Raw genomic sequence first — 26,025 nt, 5'->3', positions numbered from 1 at the left:
TCTGGAGGCTGAAGAGACTAACGGTCCGGCTGCACATTAATGATGAAACTTGGCGCAAACGCAAACGGCCAAGCGCCTAAACCGGGGCACTTTCAGGTTCATCCCGAACGGGAAACACCACCGCCCTCTCCCGACGCAGATTGAGCGCCAACACGCTCGCCAGCACCACAATCGACCCGACGATCACCCGCTGTGAGGGCAACTCGCCCAGCATCACCGACGCGATGGCGATGGCCATCGGTGGCGTCAGGTACAAACTCATCGAGGCGCGGCTGACCTCCATGTGCTTCAAGACGTACGCCCAGGCCAGATACGCCAGCGCGCTGGGGAACAGCCCCAACACACCCACGGCCACATTGACCCTAAGCGGCGCGTTGACGATTTCGCCGATCAGCCCCGGCAGGTAAACCAGCAGGAACACCGTGCCGGCCCAGACCGTGTAACAGACCATGGTCAGGCCGTCGTACCGGTGGCTGTGACGCTTCTGCAGAGAGAAATAAACGCTCCAGGAAAACGCCGCCACCAAGATCAGCAGCCCGCGGGCGTCCATGTGGCCGATGCCGCGATCACCGGTGACGACAATTGCGGCGCCCACCAGCCCGAGCGCCACACAGCCCCAACGCCAGGCGCTGACCCGCTCCTTGAACACGAAATGCGCCAGCAGCGCGGTGAACAGAGGCGTCGACTGAACCAGCACGCTCGACGCCCCGGCAGTCACGCCGGCCTGGCCGAAGTTGAGGGCGATGTGATGCAGGCTGACGGCGAAGAAACCCAGCACCGCGAGCAACGGCAGATCTTTCAGGCGCGGTAACGCGATGCGTTGCGATGAGGCGATTAACAGCATGAACACCGACGCGATCAGAAAGCGCAGCAGCGCCAGATGCCCCGGCTCATAGGCCTGCAAACCGATGCGAATGCCGGTCGGCGAGAAGCCCCAGCAAGCAACCACGAAAAAAGTGGCAAGGGCGACTTTCACCCCTTGCCAAGGCACTGCAGCACTAACCGTCGTCTCCGACTTGCAAACGGGTTCAGCCACCACGCTCATCTCGATACTCCTGCCGACAAGCCCGGCGCTTGCCCATGGCTGCGAGTATCGAAACAACCTATGCTCACCACAACCGAACAATAATGACTCAACCCCTCACTTTTGGTGATGAATGGAACTGGCCCAGATCCGCATGTTCAAGACCGTCGTCGACACCGGCAGCATTGCCCGCGCTGCGGAGGTGTTGCATTGCGTGCCATCGAACATCACCGCACGGATCAAGGCGCTTGAAGCAGAGCTGGGCACCGAGCTGTTCTACCGTCAGGGTCGCGGTTTGCGCATCAGCCCGGCGGGGGAAATCTTCCTCACCTACGCCGGCAAGATGCTGAGCCTGGCCGACGAAGCCAAACGCGCGGTGCACCCGGACGCCGCGCCATCCGGGCCGTTGCGCATCGGTGCCATCGAATCTTCGGCAACGGCGCGGCTGCCGCGACTGCTGGCGCGCTTTCATGCGCGTTATCCGCAGGTGTCGCTGGAGCTGACCACTGGCACCGGCACGCAACTGCTGGAAGCGACGCTCAACCAGAAGCTCGACGGCGCCATTGTCGCCATCGATGTCAAACGCCCACGGCTCAAGCGCACGTCGATGTACCGGGAGGATCTGGTGCTGATTGCCGCCGAGTCGTTGGGGCCGATTCGCAGCGCGGCGGATCTGCAGGGCAAATCGATTTTCATGTGGCCCGAAGGCTGCCCTTATCGCGCGGCGCTGGAGCGCTGGTTGCAGAGCGACGGCCAGAGTCCGCCCATCGTCAGCATCGCCAATTACGGCACCATCGTCGGTTGCGTCAGCGCCGGGGCCGGGGTGGCGCTGGTGCCCAAAGGGGTTTACGAGCAGTACCGCAAAGGCTCGGGCTGGGTCGGTTATGAATTCCCTGAACTGACCTCCATCGACAACCTGTTTTACTGGCACGAGAGCGCCGAGCATCACCCGGCGCGGGAGGCGTTTGTGCAGATGTTACGGGCGGAATTCAGCGGGGTGGGCGAGGCGTGACGCGTCAGGCGGCGTACACCGACAGTTTCTCCTGAATGAAATCCAGAAAGCACTGAATCCGCAACGCCAGCTGCGAGTTGCGGTAGTAAACGGCGTGGATCGGCTGTCGATAGCCGCTGTTGGCCTGGGGCAGGATGACGTTGAGGCGCCCTTGGCGGATGTCTTCGTGGGTCATGAAGTGCGACAGGCACACGATGCCCTCACCCGCCAACGCCAACTGGCGCAACGTCTCGCCGCTGGAGGCTGAGACCGTCGGCTGAATGAACAGCCGATCCCCGTCGGCGTGGCGCAACGGCCAGTGGTTGAGGGTTTCAGTCTGGGTGAAGCCGAGCAGGGAATGCTCGCTCAGCGCTGCAACGGTTTTCGGCGTGCCGTGCTTTTCGAGGTATTCAGGGCTGGCTAGGATGTTCAGCGGGCTGCTGCCGAGGGGCCGGGCGTGCAGGGTGGAATCAGCCAGCACGCCAATGCGGATCGCCACATCGGTGCTCTGTTCCAGCAGATCAATGATCAGATCGTTGCTGTTCAGCTCCAGCTGGATGTCCGGGTACAGCGCGCGAAACTCGGCGACGTACGGGACGATGGAATGCAGCATGAAAGGCGACGCCGCGTTGATCCGCAAACGGCCAGACGGCGTCTGCTGGCGCACCGACATGCGCTCTTCCAGCTCTTCCATCTGATCCAGAATCTGCCTGGCCCGCTCAAGGAAATACTTGCCCTCCTCGGTCAGGTCCATGCGCCGCGTGGTGCGATTGATCAACGTCGTGCCCAGCTTGCCTTCGAGTCGCGACAGCGTGCGGCTGATTGCCGAAGGCGTCTGCCCGACCTGCTCGGCCGCAGCGGAAATCGAGCCGCTTTCGATCACCGTCACAAACACCTGCAACTCATCCGACCTGGCTTTCACTGTTGTCTCCCGCTCACAAGAGACCGGATATTAGCGCGCTTGCTGGCAAGAGCGGCAAGCTACAAGCCCTGAGCTGCAAGCCAGGCGCTAAAAGCCCTGAGCTGCAAGCCAGGCGCTAAAAGCCGTACGCCGTGAGCTTGCCGCTTGCCGCTTGTCGCTCGCTCCTCCCCCTCAGATCCCGAACACCGAGGCCAGATGCGCCTCGTACCGCTTCACGTCTGCTTCCACATTCGGCATCTTCAACACGTCCACCGCCAGGAAGGTCGGCAGGCCGGTCATGCCCAAGAATTGGTTGGCCTTGTGGAAGGGGAAGTACACGGCATCCACGCCCTTGGCTTCGAAGAAGTCGGCCGGGTCGTCGAACGCTTGCTGTGGCGCATTCCAGGTGGCCGAAATCATGTATTGCTTGCCGTGCAGCAAGCCGCCGCTGCCATAACGCTGGGAGGCATCGGAACGGGTGCGACCGTCGTTGGCGTACAGGCTGCCATGACCTTCGGTAAACACCTCGTCGATGTACTTTTTCACCGTCCATGGCGCGCCCATCCACCAGCCGGGCATTTGCCAGATGATCACGTCAGCCCAGAGAAACTTCTGCACTTCTTCGGCCACGTCGTAGCCGCCGTCGATGAAGGTCTGTCGTACTTCAAAACCGGCACGATCCAGCCGCGCCAGGCCGGCTTCATGCAGCGTGGTGTTGTAGCGGCCATCGGAGTGCGCAAATTGTTTGCCGCCGTTGAGAAACAGTACTTTTTTCATATCAAGCCTCGTCCGTCGTCAATGCAGCCCGCGGCTCAGCGGTACTGGATTGAGGGTCTTCAATTGGAATGGACGGCAGAATATCTGGCGGACGAGACGGGAATAAGCCACAGACGGGCAAAATACATTTGCGCCTGAATCACGAGTCAGGCGGCTATTGATGAATTTATGTTGATAGAACGGCAGCGTGAATCCGAGCCGAACGCCGCGTAATCAGCCCGCGATCATCAGATGCGCGCCCAGCAGGGCCATGCCGATAAAGAACATCCGCTTGAACACCAGCGCGCTGATCCGTTGACGCAGCCACTGACCGAACATCATCCCGAGCAACGCGGGAATCAGCGCCAGCAACGAGGCGCCCATTTCAGCGCTGCCCACTGCGCCGTTCCAGAACAGACCAACACCCAGTGCCAGGGTCGAGACAGTGAACGACAGCCCCAGCGCCTGCACCAGTTCATTACGATCCAGCCCCAGGCCCTGGATGTAGGGCACCGCCGGAATCACGAAGACGCCGGTGGCCGAGGTGACCAGGCCGGTAATAAATCCGCACAACGGCCCGAGCCAGCGCTCGGCAGCGGGCGGCACGTTGAGCGTCGGTAGAAACAGGCCGCACAACGCGTAGACAAACAGCGCGCCGCCCAGCGCCCTCGCCATGCCGTGCCCGTTGCCGAGGCCCAGTGCGTATGAGCCGAGTAGCGTGCCGATGACGATCATCAACAGCAGCGGCCACAACCGCGTACAGAGTCCTCGCAAATGCCCGCCGGTTGCCAACTGCCAGAAGTTGGTCAGCGTCGAGGGAATCAGCAGCAGCGCGGCCGCCTGGGTCGGCAGCATCATCGCACCGAGCAGGCCCATCGCAACCGTCGGCAGCCCCATGCCGATCACGCCCTTGACCGTTCCCGCCAGCAGAAACGTCAGCAGCACCAGCACTGACAAGGTCCAGCCAAGGTGTTGATAAAGCGATAGGAAACCAGTCATGGGCGCATCCTGCGAAAAGGTCGACGAGGGGAAACATCGGGCGTTGCAATCGGCGCCACTTCAACACATTCGGGCACCTGCGGTAACAGAAAAATAGTCGGCACTACGCTTCTGCTCAGGCCGAACCAGGCAGCTTTCCATTTCTGCCAACCCGACTTGCCATTTGTAACGTTTCACCGGCAGCCGGTTTTTTCTAGGATCCCCTGACGTCGCCGACGCCTGGCTCGCCAGCAATCACGTGTTTGAGGGGGAATGCATATGTCCGATGCAACTGAGCGTCTGTGGGGCGCGCGCTTTAAATCAGCGCCAGCCGAAGCGATGGCCAACCTGTCACGCTCGCCCGCCGTCTATTTCCGCATGACGCCTTATGACGTGGCAGGCTCCAAGGCCCACGCCCACGAGCTTGAGCGCGCCGGTTTGCTGGACGCCGACGAAACTCGCCGCATCATCGACGCGCTGCAATCGATCGACGAGGATTTTGCCGCCGGCACGATTCAGCCCATTCCCGCCGACGAGGACGTGCACACCTTCATCGAGCGCCTGCTTACCGAACGCCTTGGCGCACTGGGCGGCAAGCTTCGCGCCGGGCGCTCGCGCAACGATCAGACAGCCAATGACATGCGGCTGTTTTTGCGTGACCGGATTCGCGTGCTGACCCTGTCGATTCTGGATTTGCAGCAGGCGTTGGTCGGCCAGGCCGAAGCGCATATCGAGACCATCGCGCCGGGTTTCACCCACTTGCAGCAAGCGCAGCCAATCGTGTTCGGTCATCACTTGATGGCCCACGCCCAGGCAATTCATCGTGACATCCAGCGCCTGCAGGATTGGGATGAGCGCTTCAATCTGTCGCCCCTCGGCGCCGCCGCCATGGCCGGTTCCGCCATCGCCCGCGACCCGCAACGTTCGGCGGCGGAAATGGGCTACGCCGGGCCGTGTGAGAACTCCATCGACGCCGTCGCCAGCCGCGATCACGTGGCCGAGTTTCTGTTCTGCGCGAGCATGCTGGGGATCAATATTTCGCGTATGGCCGAGGAGTTCTGCATCTGGACATCGCGGCAGTTTCGCTGGGTCGAGCTGGATGATGCCTACGCCACGGGCAGCTCGATCATGCCGCAGAAGAAGAACCCGGACATCGCCGAACTGGCCCGGGGCAAATCCGGCCGTTTGATCGGTTCGCTGACGGCGATTCTGTCGGTGCTCAAGGCGCAGCCGCTGTCGTACAACCGGGATTTGAGCGAAGACAAGCACGCCATCTTCGACGCTTTGGACACGCTGAATCTGGTGCTGCCCGCCTTCGCCGGCATGGTTCGAACCATGAAGGTGCGCAAGGACGAATTGCTGCGGCAGGCACCTTTGGGGTTCACCCTGGCGACGGAAATCGCCGACTGGCTGGCCGTTCGCGGTGTGCCGTTCAAGGAAGCCCACGAGATCACCGGGCAACTGGTGCAGCTGTGTGAGGCGCAGGACATCGGGCTGCCGGAGCTGACGCCAAAGATGCTCGCCGACACCGATCCGCGCCTGACGCCGGAGGTGTTGGAGAGCCTGACGCTTGAAGCTGCACTGGCGGCGCGCAGCGGCTGGGGCGGAACGTCGCCGGTGCGAGTGGCCGAACAGATCGCGCGGTTTAAACAGCACCTGGTGGCGCAAGAGCAGTGGGCCAAGGATTACAGCGGCCCGCGGGGTTAGTTCTGGGTGGGACTGCGTGCATTTAGTGGGACCGCGTGCACATTGTAGGACCGGCTTTAGCCGGGAAGGCGTCGGATGTCACACCGCGGCATTGCTGTGTTGGTGCTGGCCTCTTCCCGGCTGAAGCCGGTCCCACTGACTGACCGCGTGCACATTGTGGGACCGGCTTTAGCCGGGAAGAGGCCGGGGCGTGCACCATCAGTTTTCCTTCTTGATGTAACCCTGAACCACCGCCGAGAAATCCTTGCCGCCATCACCGCGCAGACTCATCGCCTGATACAGCTGCTGCGCCAGCGCGCCCATGATCACGGGTTGGCGTGCGGCTTTGGCGGCTTCGGTTGCCAGGCCCAGGTCCTTGAGCATCAGCTCTGCGCCAAACCCTCCGGTGTAGCCGCGCGACGCCGGGGCGGTTTCCACGACGCCGGGCCACGGGTTGTACATTTCCGAGCTCCAGCAGCGTCCGGTCGAGCTGTTGATGATGGTCGCCAGCACGCCGGTGTCGATGCCCAGGCTATTACCCAGCGCCATGGCTTCTGCCACACCGATCATGGAAATGCCCAAGAGCATGTTGTTGCAGATCTTGGCGATCTGCCCGGTGCCGACATCGCCGCAGTGGACGATGTTGCGGCCCATCTGCGCGAGGATCGGCTTGAGCACCGTGAAGTGCTCAAGACTCGCGCCGACCATGAACGTCAACGTCCCGGCCTGCGCGCCGCCCGTGCCGCCCGACACCGGCGCATCGCCGACCACCACACCCTGTTTCGCCGCTGCGGCCGCCACATCGCGGATGGTTTGTGGGTCGATGGTGCTGCAGTCAACCGCCGGCACCCCTGCGCTGATGCCAGCCAATACGCCGTCTTCATTCAGATAAACCGCGCGAACGTGGGCTGCCGCCGGGAGCATGGTAATGACGAGGTCAGCACCCTGAGCAGCATGTTTGGGCGACTCACTGATGCGGCTGCCCAATTCGGCCAGCTCGGCCAGCACCTGTTGATTCAGGTCGAACAAATGCAGCTGATGCCCGGCACGGATCAGGTTCCGCGCCATCGGCGCCCCCATATTGCCCAGGCCGATGAATGCGATTTTCATGGTCGTTCTCCTTGTTCAGTTCCAGTGCCACCGGCGACACGCGCGCCTGCTTAAAGCGCGTCGCACTCAACGCAAATTGATCGTCGTATTCACCCCGTCATTCACGCTGTCGTCATCGAACCAGCGGCTGGTGACGGTCTTGGTCTGAGTGTAGAACTGCACCACCTGCTTGCCGTACGGCCCCAGATCTCCCAGCTTCGAACCGCGCGAACCGGTGAAGCTGAAGAACGGCACCGGCACGGGAATCGGGATATTGATGCCGACCTGACCCACATCGATTTCACTCTGGAATTTGCGCGCCGCCGCACCGCTCTGGGTGAACAGCCCGACGCCGTTGCCGAACGGGTTGGCGTTGACCAGCGCAATGGCCTGATCCAGCGTGTCGACGTCCAGCACCACGAGCACCGGCCCGAAGATTTCCTGAGTGTAGATCTGCATCTCGGTGGTCACGCCCGTGAACAGCGTCGGCCCGACGAAGTTGCCCTCCTCAAAACCCGCCACCGTGATGCCCCGCCCGTCCAGCTCAAGGGTGGCCCCTTCCTGAACGCCGCTCTCGATCAGATCAAGAATCCGCTGTTTCGCGCGTCTGGAAATCACCGGCCCGACATCGGTGCCCGCCTCGCTTCCCGCGTTCACCTTGAGCTTCTGCGCCAGCGCCTTCAGATCGGGAATCCACTGCTTCGCCGCGCCGACCATGACAACCGCCGACGTCGCCATGCAGCGCTGACCCGCCGCACCGAAACCGGCGCCGACCAGTGCGTTGAGGGTCTGCTCGCGATTGGCATCGGGCAGCACAACGGCATGGTTCTTCGCGCCCATCATCGACTGCACACGCTTGCCGTGTTTGCCGGCCAGGTTGTAAACGTGAGTGCCCACTGCCGTCGAGCCGACGAAGGAAACCGCCTTGATGTCCTTGTGGGTGCAGATCCCGTCGACCACCTCTTTGCCGCCGTGCACGACATTGAGCACGCCCGCCGGAACGCCTGCCTCAACCGCCAGCTCCACCAACAGCATCGTCGACATCGGGTCCTGCTCGGACGGTTTCAGCACGAAGGTATTGCCGCAGGCGATGGCCATCGGGAACATCCACAGCGGAATCATCGCCGGGAAGTTGAACGGCGTGATGCCTGCGCAGACGCCGATGGGCTGACGCAGGGTGTAGGTGTCCACGCCGCCGGCGACGTTTTCAGCGAATTCGCCCATCTGCAGCGTGCCGATGGAGCACGCGTGCTCAACCACTTCCAGGCCGCGGAAGATATCGCCCTCGGCGTCCGCAATCGTCTTGCCCTGTTCGGCGCTGAGCACCGCGGCGATGCGTTTGGAGTGTTCCCGGATTAACGCCTGCAGCTTGAGCATGATGCGCATACGGGCGCCAATCGGCGTGTGCCGCCAGGTGGTGAATGCCTTCTGCGCAGCGGCGACGGCGGCATCGACCTCAGCGGCCGTGGCGAACGGCACGTGGGCCAGCACTTCCTGGGTGGCGGGGTTGACCACGTCGAGCCACTCGGTGGTTTGCGACTCAACCCATTCGCCGCCGATCAGCAGCTTCACGCGGGCCACGGTGGTGTTGTTTTTGTTCAGTGACACGTTCATTGCCATTGCTCCATTCAAGGCAGCGCGCCGGCGTGGGCGCGCTGAAAAAAAGTCGATTCAGGCTGCGCGATGGCGAGGCGGATCGCGCTTCATCAGCGCGGTGCAGACCAATGCCACAAGCGCCATGCCGATCAGGTAGACGATCACGTAGTGCGGACTGCCGCCGCCCATGGCCAGTAATTGCGTGGCGATCATTGGCGCAAATCCGCCGCCCAACACGCCCGCCAACTGCACCGAGACAGAGATGCCGCTATAGCGAATTTCCGCCGGGAACTGGCGAGCAAATAACAGGGATTCCGGCGCGTACAGGATCGGGAACACCACGCCCACCGCCAGCACCATCGCCCACCACACCATCTGCGGTTCGCGGGTGCCGAGCATGGCGAAGAACGGATAGACGAAGGCGCAGAGCAGCAAAAGCCCGGCGAAATACAGACGTTTCTGACCGACCTTGTCGGACAGGTGCCCACACAGCGGCATCGTCACAAGAGAAAGCGCAGCGCCAGCGGTGATCGCGCTCAGCACGTCGGCACGGGGGATGAGTAACTGGTTGGCGGCGTACGCCAGGGCGAAGGTCACCGACATGTAAAACCAGGCGTTCTCAGCGGTGCGCGCGCCGATGATGGTCAGGGTTTCTCTAGGGTGCTCGCGGAACACTTTGAACAGCGGCACCTTGACGGCGATGTTGTCTTTTTTCAGCTTCTCGAAATCGGGCGACTCCGGGACTTTCAAGCGAATCAGCCAGCCCACGCCCAGCAGCACAACGCTGGCCAGAAACGGAATCCGCCAGCCCCAACTGAGCATGTCGGCCTCCGGCAATTTGGCAACCATGCCCATCGCCAGCGAGGCTAGTACCAGCCCGGCACCAACGCCGGTTTGCGGCAGGCTGCCGTAGAAACCTTTGCGGCCCTCGGGCGCATGTTCGACGGCCATCAGCACCGCCCCGCCCCATTCGCCGCCGACCGCCATGCCCTGGAGAAACCGCATCGCCACCAGCAGGACCGCAGCCCAGTAGCCGATCTGTTCGTAGGTGGGAATCAGGCCGATGATGATGGTCGGAATGCCCATCAGCATCAGGGTGAACAGGAGCATGGACTTGCGCCCGATCTTATCGCCGAAATGGCCGAACACGATGCCGCCCAGTGGCCGGCCGAGAAAGCCCACGGCGTAGGTGGCGAACGCCGCCAGCACACCGATGATCGGGTCCAGTGCAGGGAAGAAGATCTTGTTGAAGATCAGTGCGGCAGCCGTGCCGTAGAGGAAAAAGTCATACCACTCGATGGTCGTGCCAGCCATGCTCGCCGCGCCGGCAAGCCGGTAGGATCGAGCGTTTTTTACGGGGCCGGCATCGAGTGCGCCAGCGTCCGCCGTAATAGCGTTCTTCATAAACTCCTCCGCTTATTTATTGTTGTGCAGGGTGTTATGGCATGTGGGATGGGGCGGTTTGTCGGGGCGTTACCTCGTTGGTTTCAGCTGCTGCAACAGGCGTTGACGGACAGGTTGGATCCGGCCGCGCTTCGGAGTATAGATGTGCAAACTTCTAATAAGAACGCACATAAAAGCAGGTTGAACATGCAAAAAAACATCACGTCCCTGAGCGCGCTGAACTGGGATGACCTGAAGTTTTTTCTCGAAGTGGCGCGCACGCGCAAGGCCAGTTCCGCGGCCAAACGCCTCGCGGTGGACTACACAACGGTGTCGCGCCGGATCAGCTCGCTGGAGACTTCACTGGGCACGTTGCTGTTCGAAAAATCCCGCAATAGCGGCTTCATCCTCACGGCGGAAGGCCAGCGATTGCTCGGCGCGGCAGAGTCCATCGAAAGCACGCTGCACATCGCCTGCGAGCAGGTTTCCGGCTCCGGCGTCGCACTGTCAGGGCACGTGCGCATGGGCTGCACCGAAGGCTTCGGCAGCTTCTTCATCACCCCGCAGCTCAGTCACTTCACCGACACGTACCCTGCCATTTCGGTGGACATCCTGCCGCTGCCGCACTTCATCAGCCTGTCCAAGCGCGAGGCCGATATCGTCATCGCGCTGGAGCGTCCGGAGCACGGACCTTACGTGTGCTGCAAGCTGTGCGACTACAGCCTGAGGCTCTACGCCACTCAGGAGTATCTCGACAATCACACGCCGATCCACAAGACCGAAGACCTCGCCGCCCATCCGTTCATCAGCTATGTCGACGACCTGGCCTTCAGCTCGGAATTGCTCTACCTCAGCAACCTCCTCCCCGGCGCCCACGCCACCCTGCGCAGCACCAGCGTCATCGCCCAATACGTCGCCGCGTTGCAGGGACGAGCGCTGGCGATCCTGCCGTGCTTTCTGGCGGCACAGGATGCTCGGCTGTTGCCGGTGCTGGAAAGTGAGGTGGATATCACGCGGCAGTTCTGGATGTATTGCCGCGAGGACTTGAGGAAGCTCAAGCGGATTACGTTGCTGTGGGATTACATCCGTGAGGCTACCGAGCGCAATCAGGGGTTTCTGCTGGGCAAGACGGAACGGATGACGTTTGTGGATTGAACGAAAAGTCGCCTGCAGGTAGGGGTAGCGCCCAACTTGCCTGCGGATGAAACGCGATCCTGTGGGAGTGAGCTTGCTCACGAAGGCGGCATCTCAGGCGCTGAAGATGCGGTGGATGTTCCTATCTATTCGCGAGCAAGGTGGAGCGCCATCCCGGCCACTCCCACATGAACGTCGCATGCCTGAAGTCTGCGTCTACCTCGCACCTCCCGACCATAGTTCAGAAATCTCTGAACTATGCATTTGAGCTTTCCTATTCTTCCCGTTCATCGGCCGAATCTAAGATCGGCCGCAATAAAGGAGCCCGTCCAGTAGAGACACGGCCCGAAGATTGCCTTTTCTGATGTGACTGCCGCTGTACCCGTCTCGGCCCGCGCCGCGTCGGAGCCCTTTCTCGGGTCACACGTCAGCCGCTTGCAGCAATCTTTGAGGACGCTCGATGAAACTGGAAATCTTCCGCACGCTCTGGGGCTACCGCGCCAGCAAGGCCCAGGCGCTGGATGAGCTGCTGGAAGCCGGATTCGACGGCATGGAAGCACGCCTGCCACTGACGCCTGTCGAGCGTGCGGAATTCGGTGCCTTCCTGCGCGCCAATCACGTGCCTTACATCGCCACCGTTTTCACCGCCTACGACGTCCTCCCGGAACAATCAGCGACCACCGCGGAACACCTCACCGATCTGGAACAGAAGCTCGCCTGGTCAACCGAACTGGCGCCGCGCTTCGTCAACGTGCTGGCCGGCAACGACCGCTGGCAATTGCCGCAGCAGGTGGACTTCTTCGGTCGGGCACTGGAGGTGGCGCGCAAGCACGGGCAGACCGTCACTTTCGAAACCCATCGCGCCCGCTCGCTGTTCAATCCGTGGGTCACCCTTGAGCTGATCCGCCAACTGCCCGATCTACGCTTCACCAGCGACATCAGCCACTGGATCGTCACCTGCGAGCGTTTGCTCGACGACCCGGAAGACGACCTCAGCGCGTTCGTCGAGCGCGTTCATCACATTCAGGCTCGGGTCGGCTACGACCAGGGTCCGCAAGTCCCTCATCCGGCTGCCCCCGAGTACGCCCGAGAGCTGGCTTTCCATCAGCAGCACTGGGAAGCCGTGTGGACATCCCAGCAGGCCCGCGGTTATCAGGTCAGCACGATGACGCCTGAATTCGGCGCCGACGGCTATCTGCATCATCTGCCCTTCACCAATGTGCCGGTGGCCGATCTCTGGTCGCTGAACCTGTGGATGGGCCGGACCGAACGCGAACATTTTCAGCGCTTCACCCACACCACAAGCCGATAAGGAGCGTTTCGTCATGCCAGATCCGTCGCACACGGCAGCCCCGAAGGTCGCCAATTTCAGCAGCATCCCGGTGGTCGATATCGCGGGGTTGTTCAGCCCCGACATCGCACTGCGTCAGGCCGTCGCCGACGAACTGGGCAAGGCGGCGCGGGAAGTGGGCTTTCTGTACGTCAGGAATCACGGCATTGCACCGTCGTTGATCGAGGGTCTGCGTCAGGCGGCCAAGGACCTGTTCGCCCAATCCCTCGATTACAAAATGCAGCACTACATCGGCACTTCACGCAGCCACAAAGGCTTCGTGCCCGAAGGCGAAGAGGTGTACGCCAAGGGCAAGCCGGATCAAAAAGAGGCGTTCGATATCGGTTTTGAAGTGGGCGATGACGACCCGCTGGTGATCGCCAAAACCCCGCTGATCGGCGCTAACGAGTGGCCGGACCTGCCCGGCTTTCGCCATGCGGTCGAAGCGTATTACGCGGCGGTATTTGCCCTGGGCCGCCGCCTGTTCGATGGCTTTGCGCTGGCGCTGGGCCTGGAGGAAGGCTACTTCGAGGCGATGGTCACCCGCCCGCCCTCCAAGCTGCGCTTGATTCATTACCCGTTTGACGGTGCCGCCCAGGACGCGCCCGGAATTGGTGCGCACACCGATTACGAGTGCTTCACCATGCTGCTGGCCGACAAGCCCGGGCTGGAAGTGATGAACGACCTCGGGCAGTGGATCGACGCGCCCCCGGTTGATGGCGCGTTTGTGGTCAACATCGGCGACATGCTGGAGGTCATGACCGCTGGTACGTTCGTTGCTACGGCTCATCGGGTACGCACGGTCAGCGAGGAGCGCTATTCGTTTCCGCTGTTCTTCGCCTGTGACTTTCACACCCAGATCAAGCCCCTTCCGCAGTTCGACAAGGGCACGGCCGACTACGAAGAAATCACCATCGGCGAGCACATGTTCGGTCAGGCGTTGCAGACCTACCAATACCTGCGGCGCAAGGTCGAGAACGGCGAACTCAAGCTGCACGAAAAGGCGCGTAAGCCGTCGAGCTTCGGCCACCTGAAGAATCAGACACAGGACGTATCTTGATGCGATACGGCGCCCTGCATCACCCGAATACCCAGCACACCCAGCCCTACCTTCCTGACGTGGAGTCACCGACGATGCGCAACACTTTGAACACTGCTGTCCGCTTGACCGTGCTTGCCTCCGCCATGCTCGGCGCGTCGTTATTGGCTGCCACGGCCGCACAAGCTGCCACCACCGTGACGCCCGGGCAGTTCAAGGTTGGCATGGAGATCACCTACCCCCCATTCGAATCCTACGACGAGAAGAAGAACGTCGTCGGTGCCGACCCTGACCTCTCGCGCCTGCTCGCCAAGCACATGGACCTCAAAGCGGAGTTCGTCGACACCAAGTTCTCCAGCCTGATCCTCAGCCTCAACGCCGGGCACTACGACGCGATCATTTCGGGCATGTACATCACGCCGGAGCGCCAGACCCAGGCACAGACCATTCCCTACGCTGTAACCGGCGCGGCGATCATGGTGCTCAAGGACAGTCCGCTCAAACCCAAGGTGCCGGAAGACTTGTGCGGGCTGAAAATCGGCCTGGAAAAAGGGACCACGTGGGTCACCCAGTTCAACAAGCTGTCCGCCGAATACTGCGTGCCGAAGGGCAAAGGCCCGGTCGCCGTCAGCGAATTCCCGTCGGCCCCGGAAGTGACCCAGGCGCTGCTGTCAGGGAACGTGCAGGCGCAGGTGGAGATCGACGGCGCCGCCGGGATGATCGCCGAACGCACCAAGGGCCGCGTGGTGGTCAGCACCGAGCATTCCATCTACCAGCAGACGCTAGGCATCTACGTGAAGAAGGGCAATGACGAGCTGTATCAGGGGCTGCTCAAGGCCTTCGACGAGACCAAAAAATCCGGCGAATACGCGGCGCTCTTGAAGAAATACAACCTGGAAGAGCCCGCGAACTGACGGCTTGATGCGTCACCCGTGTAGGAGTGAGCTTGCTCGCGATTGGCCGTGACAGACGATGAAGGTGTGTCGGATGTACCGAAGTCATCGCGAGCAAGCTCACTCCTACAGGGATCGCGTTTGACAAGAGAATCCCGCCGGGCCCCGCCCTGCTGAGGTGTGTGTATGCAATTCGAATGGTCCTACTTTTTTTCTCTGTTCTCGGTCGCTGACTTCTGGGAATCCTGCATCACCGTGATCGAACTCAGCGCCCTGGGCTGGTTCATCGGCATGCTGCTGGGTTTCCTGCTGGCCTCGGCCAAGCTCTCGACCGCGCGCTGGATCAGCGTGCCGGCGTCGATTTATATCTGGTTCTTCCGCAGTGTCCCGCTGCTGGTGTTGGTGGTGTTTACCTACAACCTGCCACAGATGTTTCCGGTCACCCGCGACGTGCTGTCCAACCCCTTCTATTCCGGCCTTCTCGCGTTGGTGGTCACGGAAGCGGCGTACATGGCGGAGATTCACCGGGGCGGCCTGATCTCCGTTGCCAAGGGCCAGAAGGAAGCGGGCCGCGCCCTGGGTGTTGGTCTGATCGGCATGCAGCGTCTGATCGTCATCCCCCAGGCATTCCGTATCTCCCTGCCGACGCTGGTGAATGAATACATCACCGTGGTGAAACTGACCTCACTCGTGTCAGTAATTTCCCTCACCGAGCTGCTGACCGTGGGCCAACGCCTCTACGCGCAAAACTTTCTGGTCATGGAAACGCTGTCAGCCGTCGCGGTGTATTACGTGATGATCGTCACGGTGTTCGGCTGGCTGTTTCACTGGCTGGAGCAGCACCTTGAGCTGAGCAACCGCAAGCCGCAAACCCTCGACGACAGCGCCCTGACTCACCTGCGCGCCAGCCTCGTCGCGCAGCCTGCAGTGATGCGCGAGCAGGCCACAGGTCCGGGGGCTGCGCCGGCGCTGCAACTGGTCAACATCCACAAAAGCTACGGGCAGCATGAAGTGCTTAAGGGCATCAATCTGGAGGTGGAGGCCGGGCAGGTCATCTCCATCATCGGCCCGTCGGGCTCGGGCAAGACGTCGCTGATTCGCACGGTCAACAGCCTGGAGACCATCGACAAGGGCGAGATCATCCTGTTTGGCGAGGGCTACATTCACGCGGGCGACAACCCCAACGCGCCGCAGATCCGCCGGGGCGTGCAGCGCATCGGCATGGTGTTCCAGAATTTCAACCTGTTCCCACACCGCACCATCCTCGACAACGTGACCCTCGCGCCGCGCTATCACGGCCGCGACCGGGACCTCAGCGAGCAACGCGCCTACGCCCTGCTCGACAAGGTCGGGCTGCTGGCCCATGCGCACAAATACCCCCATCAGTTATCCGGCGGTCAGCAACAGCGCGTGGCGATTGCCCGGGCACTGGCGATGGACCCGCAGATCATGCTCTTCGACGAACCGACGTCTGCGCTGGACCCGGAGTTGGTGGGCGACGTGCTCAAGGTCATCGCCGACCTGGCGAAGGAAGGCATGACGATGCTCATCGTCACCCATGAGATGGACTTCGCCCTGTCGATTTCCGACCGGGTGATTTTCATGGAAAACGGCATCGTGCAGGTCGACGCCGCGCCGCAGACGATTCTTGCCGATCAGTGCGGCGAGCGTGTGCGCAGGTTCATGGGGCTGGATCACGCCGTGACGCAACAAACGCCTGCGCTGAAAGAAGCTTGAGCCTCACAGCCCCAACATCAACCCGCTCAGGCGCTTTACCTTGCGCCGCAGCGCTTCTTCAAACACGCCCTGACGCGGCTCGATCAGGCTGAACCAGTGCTTGGCCCGGGTGATGCCGGTGTAGATCAGCTCCTTGGTCAGCACCGGGTTCAGCGCCTCCGGCAGAATCAGCGCCGTGTGCGCGAACTCCGAGCCCTGGGATTTGTGCACCGTCATCGCGTACACGGTTTCCACGTCATTGAGCCGGCTTGGCAGCACAAAGCGCACGCCGCCGCTGCCGTCGTTACGCGGGAACGCAACACGCAGCGCCTGACGGTTTTCCTCGACCGGCCCCTCGGGCAGACGCAGGGCAATGCCGATGTCGCCGTTCATCAAACCCAGCCCGTAATCGTTGCGTGTCATCAACACCGGGCGCCCCTCGTACCACTGATGATCGCTCTCGATCAGTCCGGCGCTGAACAGCGTTTCAGTGATCCGTCGATTCAACCCTTCCACGCCCCACGGCCCTTTGCGCACGGCACACAGCAGCTGGAACTCATCGAACGCATTCAGCACCTGCCGCGCCCACTCGACACTGCGCGGGTCTTCGATCTGCGTCAGGTCTTGCGGCCGCTGCGCGTGCATCACGCCCAGATAATGGCGATAGCCTTGCGGGCCATCGCCGTGACCGTCGAGCAGCAGTCGCGACAGTGCGCGGTCCTGCTCACCCTTGAGCACCAGGGAAAACAGATCCGGGTACTGGCGAGCCGCGAGCAATGCGCGCGCTTCCTGGTCCTGCTGCTGATTGACCAGCTTCGCCAACTGACCAATGCCGCTGCCGGCCACGAAACGCCGTGAATGGCGCAGCATCACCACTTGCTGGGCCAACGCGTGATGCTGATCGTCGCCCTGCTGCAAGCCGCTCCTGGATAGATCTTCGCCGCTGACCGATTCCAGCCACGCCTGGGTCTGCGGGCTGTACATCCCCACCTCCGCGTCGCGGCACAAATCGCCCAGCACGGCGCCAGCCTCGACCGACGCCAGTTGATCCTTGTCGCCCAACAACACCATCCGCGCATGGGGCGGCAGCGCGTCCAGCAGGTTGGCCATCATTTCCAGGTCGATCATCGAGGCTTCATCGACAACCAGCACGTCCAGCGGCAACGGGTTGCCCGCGTGATGCCGGAAATGCCGCGTGCCCGGACGACTGCCCAGCAAGCGGTGAACCGTTGTGACTTCGCTGGGGATCTTCTGCCGCACGTCTTCCGGCACTTGCAGCGACTGCACCTGATGACTGATCGACTCGGTCAGGCGTGCCGCGGCCTTGCCGGTCGGTGCCGCCAGGCGAATGCGCAACGGCTTGCCGCGCTCCACTGCTGGCGATTGCAGCAGTGCCAGCAAACGCACGACCGTGGTCGTCTTGCCCGTGCCGGGGCCGCCGGTGATGATGCTGAACGCGCCTCGGGTTGCCAGGGCGCACGCCAACTTTTGCCAGTCGATCAAGGCGTCAGGCGCCTGGTTGGCCGGGCCGAACAGCGCATCCAGACGCTGGGGCAAATCGCTGAACCCCGTTTCCACCTGAGCCAGTCGACGACGCAACGCCGCATCGATCCGCCGTTCATACGTCCAGTAACGGCGCAGGTACAGGCGCCGATCGGACAAAACCAACGGCCTCTGTGCCGCTGCTTCGCTGAGGTCCCCTGCGTGGGCCACCAGGGCGCTGGCTTCCAGCGCCTTGCACCACGTCGCGCCGTCGAGGGATTTGAGCAGCGAGGACGGCAGCAGCATCGGCGTCGACAACACATCGCCCTCCGGCGGCAGCGACAGGGCGAAGTCCGGCTCTTTCAGGGTTTCATAGAGGTCCAGACAGACGTGCCCGTGGCCCAACTGGTGGCTGGTCAGCGTGGCCGCCAACAGCACCAGCGAATCGGCGGCAGGATCGAGCTCAGCCAGAAACGCCACGAAGGCTTTGTCCAGCGCGCGCAACCAGCCGCGTTCGACCCAGCGCTGCAGCAACAGCAGCAAGTCATCCACCCGGCTGAGGGGCTTCAGCTCGGCGAGGCTGTCGGCGTCCAGCGCTGAGGGCATCAAGTGAGCGAAGGTCCGGTTCATACGAGGTCTCCTGACAGCACGTCGGCCGTGATCGGCGCTCGGCCCTGAAACAGCAGATCGAGACTTTCGATCAACTCACGGGGCGGTCGGGTGAACCACGCACCCTGACTCGCCCCACGACTGCCACGCACGAACAGGTACACCGCGCCGCCCATGTGCCGGTCGTAATCGTAATCGGCGAGCCGCGCCTTGAGCTGACGGTGCAAGGCCAGCAGGTAAAGCACGTATTGCAGGTCGTAGCGGTTGTCCAGAATCGAGTTTTCCATCGCCTGCTCGGTGTAGGCATCGTCGTCGACGCCCAGCCAGTTGGATTTGTAATCGGCAACGAAGTAACGGCCTTCGTGCTCGAACGTCAGGTCGATGAAGCCCTTGAACATGCCGTTCAGCGAAACCGTTTCTGCCGCCGCCCTCGGCGCACCGTTGTGGGTGTATCGGCGAACCAGCGCGTCCATCTGCGCCACATCGACTTTCGAGCAGGCGAACCAGAACTCCATTTCGACGCGGTACTGGTTCGGCTGATCCAGCTCACACAAGGCCATGGGCTGCACATCTGAGCCCAGACGCAGCGGCAGGGTCAGCAGATGCTGCAGCCAATCGGTCAGCGTGTTGATCCAGCCTTTCCAGTCGCGCCTATTGCAGCGTTGGGCGACGACTTTCTCCAGCGCAAGCGGATCGGCAGCCGCCTCGGCAAAGCCCTTTTCGCCCGCCCATTCCAACAGCCCGTGCAGGAAGGTGCCGGGGTTGGGGCCACGCGGGAATCGGTGGATATCGCCGCCGCTGACCATCACCTCGCGCGGCGCATCCGGATCGAGACGCTCATCGTCGAACAGCTTCTGCGCTTGCGGACTGTCCGGCGACTGATCGCCGCTGTCAGTGATGGTGTCGCCAATGCGCAGCGCGCTGTAGGACGCAATCCACCAGTTCTCCCGAGCGCTGCGCCGGGGCACGCGCGGCTTGCTCAATGCGACCTCGTTGCGCGGCGCGCTGAAGGATTCGGTGGTCGGCAGTGGAACGGGTTCAACTTTCACGGCCGGGTGGTCCTCTGCCAGCGAGCGCAGCCATTGGCCCAATGCCACTGACTCAGCCAGCTTCTGCCCGCCGCCGAGCAAATAACCCAGGGCCGAACGATGGAGTGTCGAGGCGCTGTTGCTGCCGCGTTTGAGATCGGCAACGCCCAGCCAGCACGCGTGTTGAGCGCGGGTCAGGGCCACATAAAGCAGACGCAGGTCTTCCGCCAGACGCTCGTCATCCGCTTGCTCGATCAGCGCCGGCGTGGGTTTGAGACTTATCTGCGCGTGGCCTTCGGCGTCATGGAAGTGCAGCGGCAAACGGCTGCCGTCCACCGGCTTCGTCGAGCAGATGAAGGGCAGAAACACCAGCGGGTATTCCAGGCCTTTGGATTTGTGAATGGTCACGACCTTGACCAGTTGCTCATCGCTTTCGAGGCGCAGGATCTGCTCTTCCCCCGCTTGGCCAGACAGGGCCAGATGCTCGCTCAGATGGCGAATCAGGGCCTGCTCGCCATCCAGCTCGGCGGCGGCCTGCTGCATCAGTTCGCTGAGGTGCAGCAGGTTGGTCAGCACACGCTCGCCATCGGTTCGCTGAACCAGCGCTTGGGGCAATTTGAAGTCGTGCAGCAGCCGACGCAGCATGGGCAGCACGCCTTGGGTGCGCCAGATGCGTCGGTAATCGCGGAACTGCATGACGCGGTTTTCCCACGCCAGCTCGTCCTGATTCAACAACTCGAGTTCGGCCAGCGGCAACGCGAGGGTGATGCAGGCCAAGGCCGCGCGCAGGGTTCGCTCGGCGTCAGGCTCGGCGCAGGCCTTGAGCCAGGCGAGCAAGTCATGGGCTTCTTGTGCCGCGAACACCGAGTCCTTGTCCGAGAGATACACACTGCGCACACCCCGCGCCGACAACTCGCCACGCACCGCCTGGGCTTCCTTGCCATCCCGCACCAGAATCGCGATGTCGGCAGGCAGCAGTTGTCTCAATGGCTCTCCAGCTTTGGCAAAGCCCGCTTGCCCTTGTTGCCCGGCGTTGAGCAAACGCACGATCTCACTGGCGCAACTCGCCGCCAGTTGCGCTCGATACACCGTGCCCGACACTGGCTGATCGGTTTCCAGCTGCCAGACGTTGAGCGCCGCAAGCACCTGACCGTCGACCTGCAACGTCTCTTTACGGCCTTGGGAGCCGACTGCCAGAAACGGCACGGGATTGTCCTCAGGCGTGCGGAACAGGAACGCTCCGCGACCGGCCTCGCTCGTCTCCGCGCGCGTAAACACGTGGTTCACCGCATCGACCATCGCGTGGCTGGAACGGAAGTTGGTGCCCAGCGTGTGCAAGCGTCCGGTGGTGGCCTGACGGGCGCGCAGGTAGGTATAGATGTCGGCACCACGGAACGCGTAGATCGCCTGCTTCGGATCGCCGATGAGAAACAGGCCGGTGCTCTCGTCGTTGGCCTCAAGCCGGTAGATACTGTCGAAAATGCGGTACTGCACCGGGTCGGTGTCTTGAAACTCATCGATCAGCGCGACGGGAAACTGCTCGCGGATCAGGGTCGCCAGGCGCTCGCCACCGCTGCCGCGCAACGCAGCGTCCAGCCGCAGCAGCATGTCGTCGAAACCCATTTCCGCGCGGCGTCGCTTCTCTTCTTCAAAGCGGGCGCCTACCCATTGCGCGGCGTGTTCGAGCACCGCTGCATCGGGCGTTGGCAGCGTGTCCAGCGCCACCTTGAGCTCGACCATCGCCTCGAACGCGGGGTGCGACGGGGGATTGTTCTTCCACGCTTCGGCAATGCCATCAGGCGTCAGCCGGGTGAAACCGGTGCCGAGGTCCAACTGCTCTTGCTCGTCGTCATTGGCCCAGGCAATCAGCTTGTCGAACCAGGGTCTGAAATAACGCTCCTGCATCTTGCGGCCATCGACCACTTTGCAGGCGACGCCGTCGATGCAGATCGCATGCAGCTCCGCCGCCCAGTTGGCCCATGGCGCCTTGAGCTGGCGGAGGGTTTCGCGGCGCTCCTGAATCGAGTGCTCGATGATCTGCGTCGGGGTTTGCGTCACACTCGCCCGCTCACTGCCGAACAATGCGCGCACCCTTGGCAGTAGCGCCGCGGGTCCGCCCCAGTTCTCGCGCACCCACAGCAGCGCGTCACCGCTCATGGGGTAACAGAATTTGCGCCAGTAATCGCGCAGCACTTCGCTCAGCAAATCGGTGTGATCGGTTTCCAGGCTCTGGGTGAAAAGGCTGCCGCTGTCGAAGGCGTGCTCGCGCAGCATGCGCTGACACCAGCTGTGGATGGTCGAGACCGCCGCTTCGTCCATCCACTGCGCCGCGATGTCGAGACGGCTGGCGCAGCCGGGCCATTGCTCAATGGCGAACTCGTCCCGCAACCCAGCGATCAACGCATCAGGCGCTTCGATTTCTTCACGAAAGAACCGCGCGGCTTCGGCCAGTCGCGTGCGAATACGGTCGCGCAGTTCCTTGGTCGCTGCGTCGGTGAATGTCACCACCAGAATCTGCGGCGGTAACAGCTCTCGGCCGAAGCCAGAAATCTCGCTGCCGTGACCCAATACCAGACGCAGGTACAGCGCCGAGATGGTGAACGTCTTGCCGGTGCCGGCGCTGGCTTCAATCAGCTGGCTGCCTCTCAGCGGGAAGCGCAGCGCCAGAGGTTGTTGTGCGTCACTCATGCGCCGGCCTCCTCACGAGAAAGTGCCTGCCAAGGCGCTTCAAAAATCGGTTTGTACAGCGCCTCGCACCAACCCACGAATTCCTCGCTGCCCAGCAACGCATCAAAGTCCGGGAACTGGCGCGCCAGGGCAGTGCTCTCGGCACGCTCGCCCTTGCTGTTCTGGCCATCGCCTTCATAGGCCTTGCGCGCGGCGGCTTCGGCTTTGATTTCATCGTTCTGGCCTAGCCAGGCAAACGCCGTCTTCACCGCAATCGGAAGCGGTCGCTGCATGCCCTGATGCCAGGCCAGCAGCAGGTCATTCAGCGTGCGCGTGGCAGTGTCCTTGTCTAGCGGCGGCAGCAAGAGCGTCTCGTCACTGGCCACCAGCGCGGTGGTCAACGGCAGATCGCACGCGCAGGCCACCAGATGGTTCACCCAAGGCTTGGTCAGGCGATGCCACTTGCGTGTCTTCTTGCTGGCGATGGCATTGGGGATAGCGGTGATCGCGAGTAACTCGTTCTGAGGATTCTGATAAAGCCCATCGACCCAGCCATCGAGCTCGACGCCCTGATGCTGATAACTGACCGGCAACGCGCTGTGCAGCCGCACCGGCCAGCGAATCAGCAATTCGTGATAGCGGGCGACGAGGTCGGGTAGCGGTTCGATCAGTTCATCCTGCAGCAACGTGCCAAACCCGGCCATCGGCAGCAAGCCGCTGCCCTGCAAGCGCGTTGCTTGAGCATGGAGCGATTCCTGAATGTCCTCGGGATCTGTGAGCGCCGCTTGCAACAGACTGTCGCTGAGGCCATAGCGCTCGAGCGCGTCGAGTACGAACGGCTCCTCGTCCGCCAATGGCGCTTCGGCGACTTCAAAGAATATCTTCAAGCGCTGGCTGAAGAAGTGCTTCACCGGATTGCGCAGGAAATCCTGCAATTGCATCAGGCTCAACGGCTCTTCCTGCTGGTGCTTTTGCAGCGCTTTTGTTTCCCCTGATTCGGTGACGGCTTCGTGCAGCACCTGCCATTCTCGGGCGAAGCTGAAGAACTCCGGGTTCTCCTGAAAGTACTTGGCGCTGAAAGGCTGCAGCGGATGCTCGACGGTGAGTGTGTGCAGCAACTGCTGGCCCGGATCACGCTTTTTATCGTCCTCGGGCTCGATGGCATCGGCCAGCCGCCAACCGCTGGACAGATGATCGCGCAGCTGCCCGATGAGCACCGAAGCCGGCCGCTCGGAGTTGTCGCGAATACTGCGCCCCACCCAGCTGATGTACAGCTGATCACGGGCGGACAACAGCGCTTCCAACAGCAGATAACGATCATCCTCACGCCTGGAACGGTCGCCGGGACGGTAATCGCTGCCCATCAGATCGAAATCCAGCGGCGGCTGCGCGCGGGGGTAATCGCCATCGTTCATACCCAGCAGGCAGACGATTTTGAATGGAATGGCGCGCATCGGCATCAGCGTGCAGAAGTTGACCGATCCGGCCAGAAAGCGTTGGGACAACCGCCCTTGATCCAGCCCGGCCAGCCAGGCTTCACGCACGACCGTCAACGGCAATTCTTCTTCCAGGCCAACGGTCTCGCAGATCTGCAGCCAGGTTTCACGCAGGGTTTCCAGCTGACTGAGCAGGTAGTCGTCGTGCTCACTGTCGGCCATGAAGAACAGCTGCATGATCGCCTGAAGGCGCGCACCCCACATCGCGGGCGTCGCGGGTTGGGAGAGTTCGTTGTGCGCGACCTGAAGCGCGTCGATCAGGGACACCAACGGGCCAATAAGAGCCGCATCGAGCCCGCCGATTTCGTCATACGGCTGAATGCCGTCGTAAGCCGCACCCGCCCCAACGGCGTACCCCAGCAACATGCGACGCAGACCGAAATGCCAGCTGTTCTGCTCAAGCTGTTCCGGTAGCCCTAGCCCTTCACGCTGCTTCGCATTGAGCCCCCATCGCACACCCGCGCCCTCAATCCAGCGATGGAGGGTTGGCAGGTCTCGCTCATCAATGCCGAACCGTGCTCGTAATGCGGGGACGTCCAGCAGATCGAGGATTTCACTGACCGGGAATCGACTGTCCGGAATCTTCAGCAAATGCTCGACGGCGATCAGCAACGGATCACGGCCACGCTGGCCCTGATCGGCGAGGGTGAAGGGAATAAAGCGGCGATCGTCGCGATCCAGTTGGCCAAACACTGCGCGAATGTGAGGGGCGTAGCTGTCAATGTCTGGGACCATGACGATGACGTCCCGCGGACGAAGGTCCGGATCCCTGCTGAAGCGCGCGAGCAGTTGGTCGTGGAGCACCTCCACTTCGCGCTGGGCGCTGTGGGCGACATGAAAGCGAATGGAGCGGTCGGTCTTGATATCCACGGGCGGCCAGACTTCGCGGGTCTCGCTCAAGGGGCGCAGCTCGAGGATATCGTCCTGGAGTTGATTCAGGAGTGTCTTGGGCTCGCTCTCGCTGAACAGGTCGATGCGCCCGTCGCGAAAGATCGAGCGATAGCTGTTCGGGTCGTCATGACTGTCGAGCAGATTGATGTAGTCACGACCCTGCTTGCCCCAAGCGGCCAGTAACGGGTGAGCGTGCTGGTGCAGCGCATCAGGGTTCAGCACCACTGGCATGCCGGGTTTTCGCGATTGGCGTTTGTATTCGTGGCGCAGGAGATCCTTGTCAGCCACGATGTCTGCCCAGTGATGGCGGCAAGGGTTGTGAACGCAGAGCAGGACCTGACTGAAACGGGCTAGCCCGGCAAGCGCCTCTAATGCCTGGGCGGGCAAAGAGGAAATACCGAAAACGATCACCCGCGCCGGCAAACCGGCCGGTGCCTCGACCAGGCTATTGATGCGTTCGATGTAACGTTGATGCACGCCGGCCCGGCTCTGGGCCATCCCCTCTGCCCCGACATCATGGAGCAGCGCACGCCACAGTTCGGCCTGCCAGCAGTTCTCTGCTTTGAGCGGCTTTGCCTCTCCCCGCCCGGTCCTGAGTTGGTGCTTGCCCGCGGCCCAATCCTCCAGCCAGTCGGCGCGATACACCTGATATTGATCGAACAGGTCAGCGAGTCGTTCGGACAACTGGTAGCGCTTGCGCAGGTCTGTATCGGCCGTCAGGAATCGCTGCAGCGGCTCGAAGTGCGGCTGATTGATCAGGCCGGGCAATAGACGCATCAAACGCCAAGTCAGGGGAGCCTTATCGAGCAATGAGGTTTCCGGGATCTCTGCCTTGCCCAACACCGCACGGTACAGCTGCCACATAAAGCTGCCAGGGAGCTGCACATCGATCGCAGCGGCAATGCCGCAACCCCCTTGATCGTCGTCCTGTGCATCTTCTGCCAAAGCAAGCTTCAGCCACTGCGCAATGCCGTTGCTTTGAACCAGCGCTACTTCGTTCTCAAGCGGAGTCAGGGGATAACGCCGCATCCAGGACACCACAAGGCCACGCAGTTCATCCAGGCGATTCCCATGGACCACCATAAATCCGGGGTTGAGATTGGATGTCACCGGCATAGCTGCGTCCCTTGGTCTTTCAAAAGAGGGAGAAGACTAACAGAGGGTGAGGATTCGTTATCGGTCGATCTTGTCAGGGCGACTGACAACTGCGCTCATCCGCTGTTAGGTATGAGGATGACTGCCCGCTTTTCCGCGCGCAAAAAACAAAACCCCATCTGCTTTCGCAAATGGGGTTTCGGAATTTAATCTTGACGATGACCTACTCTCACATGGGGAA

Annotated in this window: 17 protein-coding genes; 7 read left to right on the top strand and 10 right to left on the bottom strand. The window is 62.0% G+C overall.

Annotated elements, in window-relative coordinates:
- Positions 1-76: 76 nt before the first annotated feature.
- The gene (locus AC07RO_RS07915) at positions 77-1,045 is read right to left on the bottom strand and encodes a DMT family transporter (protein WP_495085776.1); all 969 of its coding nucleotides are present in this window, start codon (positions 1,043-1,045) and stop codon (positions 77-79) included.
- 112 nt (positions 1,046-1,157) lie between these two features.
- Here AC07RO_RS07915 and AC07RO_RS07910 point away from each other — a divergent pair, with 112 nt between their 5' ends.
- A complete protein-coding gene (locus AC07RO_RS07910) occupies positions 1,158-2,036 on the top strand; it encodes a LysR family transcriptional regulator (RefSeq protein WP_495085775.1) in 879 nt (292 codons plus the stop codon).
- A gap of 4 nt (positions 2,037-2,040) precedes the next feature.
- Here the strand turns inward: AC07RO_RS07910 and AC07RO_RS07905 are convergent, their stop codons facing one another.
- The 3 genes from AC07RO_RS07905 to AC07RO_RS07895 form a co-directional block, all read right to left on the bottom strand.
- Positions 2,041-2,937, bottom strand: coding sequence for a LysR substrate-binding domain-containing protein (locus AC07RO_RS07905; RefSeq protein ID WP_495085774.1), 897 nt, complete (start codon positions 2,935-2,937; stop codon positions 2,041-2,043).
- 171 nt (positions 2,938-3,108) lie between these two features.
- Positions 3,109-3,693, bottom strand: a complete 585-nt coding sequence (gene mdaB / locus AC07RO_RS07900; RefSeq protein ID WP_495085773.1) for an NADPH:quinone oxidoreductase MdaB — start codon at positions 3,691-3,693, stop codon at positions 3,109-3,111.
- 213 nt (positions 3,694-3,906) lie between these two features.
- Complete coding sequence (locus AC07RO_RS07895) at positions 3,907-4,671, bottom strand: sulfite exporter TauE/SafE family protein (RefSeq protein WP_495085772.1); 765 nt, start codon at positions 4,669-4,671, stop codon at positions 3,907-3,909.
- Positions 4,672-4,929: 258 nt separating this feature from the next.
- Between AC07RO_RS07895 and argH the strand changes: the two genes are divergently transcribed.
- Complete coding sequence (gene argH / locus AC07RO_RS07890) at positions 4,930-6,357, top strand: argininosuccinate lyase (protein WP_346625652.1); 1,428 nt, start codon at positions 4,930-4,932, stop codon at positions 6,355-6,357.
- 198 nt (positions 6,358-6,555) lie between these two features.
- Here argH and mmsB read toward each other — a convergent pair whose 3' ends face one another.
- From mmsB to AC07RO_RS07875, 3 genes are all read right to left on the bottom strand, one after another.
- Positions 6,556-7,446 carry a 3-hydroxyisobutyrate dehydrogenase gene (gene mmsB, locus AC07RO_RS07885; RefSeq protein WP_192170653.1) on the bottom strand — a complete coding sequence of 297 codons (891 nt, stop codon included), beginning with the start codon at positions 7,444-7,446 and terminating at the stop codon, positions 6,556-6,558.
- 66 nt (positions 7,447-7,512) lie between these two features.
- Positions 7,513-9,039, bottom strand: coding sequence for a CoA-acylating methylmalonate-semialdehyde dehydrogenase (locus AC07RO_RS07880; RefSeq protein WP_495085771.1), 1,527 nt, complete (start codon positions 9,037-9,039; stop codon positions 7,513-7,515).
- A gap of 57 nt (positions 9,040-9,096) precedes the next feature.
- The gene (locus AC07RO_RS07875) at positions 9,097-10,425 is read right to left on the bottom strand and encodes an MFS transporter (RefSeq protein ID WP_423571624.1); all 1,329 of its coding nucleotides are present in this window, start codon (positions 10,423-10,425) and stop codon (positions 9,097-9,099) included.
- Positions 10,426-10,611: 186 nt separating this feature from the next.
- Here AC07RO_RS07875 and AC07RO_RS07870 point away from each other — a divergent pair, with 186 nt between their 5' ends.
- From AC07RO_RS07870 to AC07RO_RS07850, 5 genes are all read left to right on the top strand, one after another.
- Positions 10,612-11,559, top strand: coding sequence for a LysR family transcriptional regulator (locus AC07RO_RS07870; protein ID WP_495085770.1), 948 nt, complete (start codon positions 10,612-10,614; stop codon positions 11,557-11,559).
- A 439-nt stretch (positions 11,560-11,998) separates the two neighbouring features.
- A complete protein-coding gene (locus AC07RO_RS07865) occupies positions 11,999-12,850 on the top strand; it encodes a sugar phosphate isomerase/epimerase family protein (protein ID WP_192170649.1) in 852 nt (283 codons plus the stop codon).
- 13 nt (positions 12,851-12,863) lie between these two features.
- Positions 12,864-13,928: an isopenicillin N synthase family dioxygenase gene (locus tag AC07RO_RS07860; protein WP_495085769.1), complete on the top strand. Its 1,065-nt coding sequence runs from the start codon at positions 12,864-12,866 to the stop codon at positions 13,926-13,928.
- Positions 13,929-14,002: 74 nt separating this feature from the next.
- Positions 14,003-14,821, top strand: coding sequence for an ABC transporter substrate-binding protein (locus tag AC07RO_RS07855; protein ID WP_495086026.1), 819 nt, complete (start codon positions 14,003-14,005; stop codon positions 14,819-14,821).
- 165 nt (positions 14,822-14,986) lie between these two features.
- Positions 14,987-16,537 (top strand): amino acid ABC transporter permease/ATP-binding protein, encoded by a 1,551-nt coding sequence (locus AC07RO_RS07850; protein WP_495085768.1) that lies wholly within the window; start codon positions 14,987-14,989, stop codon positions 16,535-16,537.
- A gap of 3 nt (positions 16,538-16,540) precedes the next feature.
- Here AC07RO_RS07850 and recD read toward each other — a convergent pair whose 3' ends face one another.
- Genes recD through recC form a run of 3 tightly spaced genes read right to left on the bottom strand, consistent with a single transcriptional unit; the run spans position 16,541 to position 25,805 of the window.
- Positions 16,541-18,628 (bottom strand): exodeoxyribonuclease V subunit alpha, encoded by a 2,088-nt coding sequence (recD, locus tag AC07RO_RS07845; RefSeq protein ID WP_495085767.1) that lies wholly within the window; start codon positions 18,626-18,628, stop codon positions 16,541-16,543.
- Positions 18,625-22,323, bottom strand: coding sequence for an exodeoxyribonuclease V subunit beta (recB, locus tag AC07RO_RS07840; protein ID WP_495085766.1), 3,699 nt, complete (start codon positions 22,321-22,323; stop codon positions 18,625-18,627). Before recB ends, recD begins: the two co-directional genes overlap by 4 nt.
- Complete coding sequence (gene recC / locus AC07RO_RS07835; RefSeq protein WP_495085765.1) at positions 22,320-25,805, bottom strand: exodeoxyribonuclease V subunit gamma; 3,486 nt, start codon at positions 25,803-25,805, stop codon at positions 22,320-22,322. The genes recB and recC overlap by 4 nt, the downstream gene beginning before the upstream one ends.
- Between the last annotated feature and the right edge of the window lie 220 nt (positions 25,806-26,025).

The organism is Pseudomonas sp. GW821-FHT07F05 (genome assembly GCF_059418765.1).
This window is presented reverse-complemented; position numbering and strand designations above follow the sequence as displayed.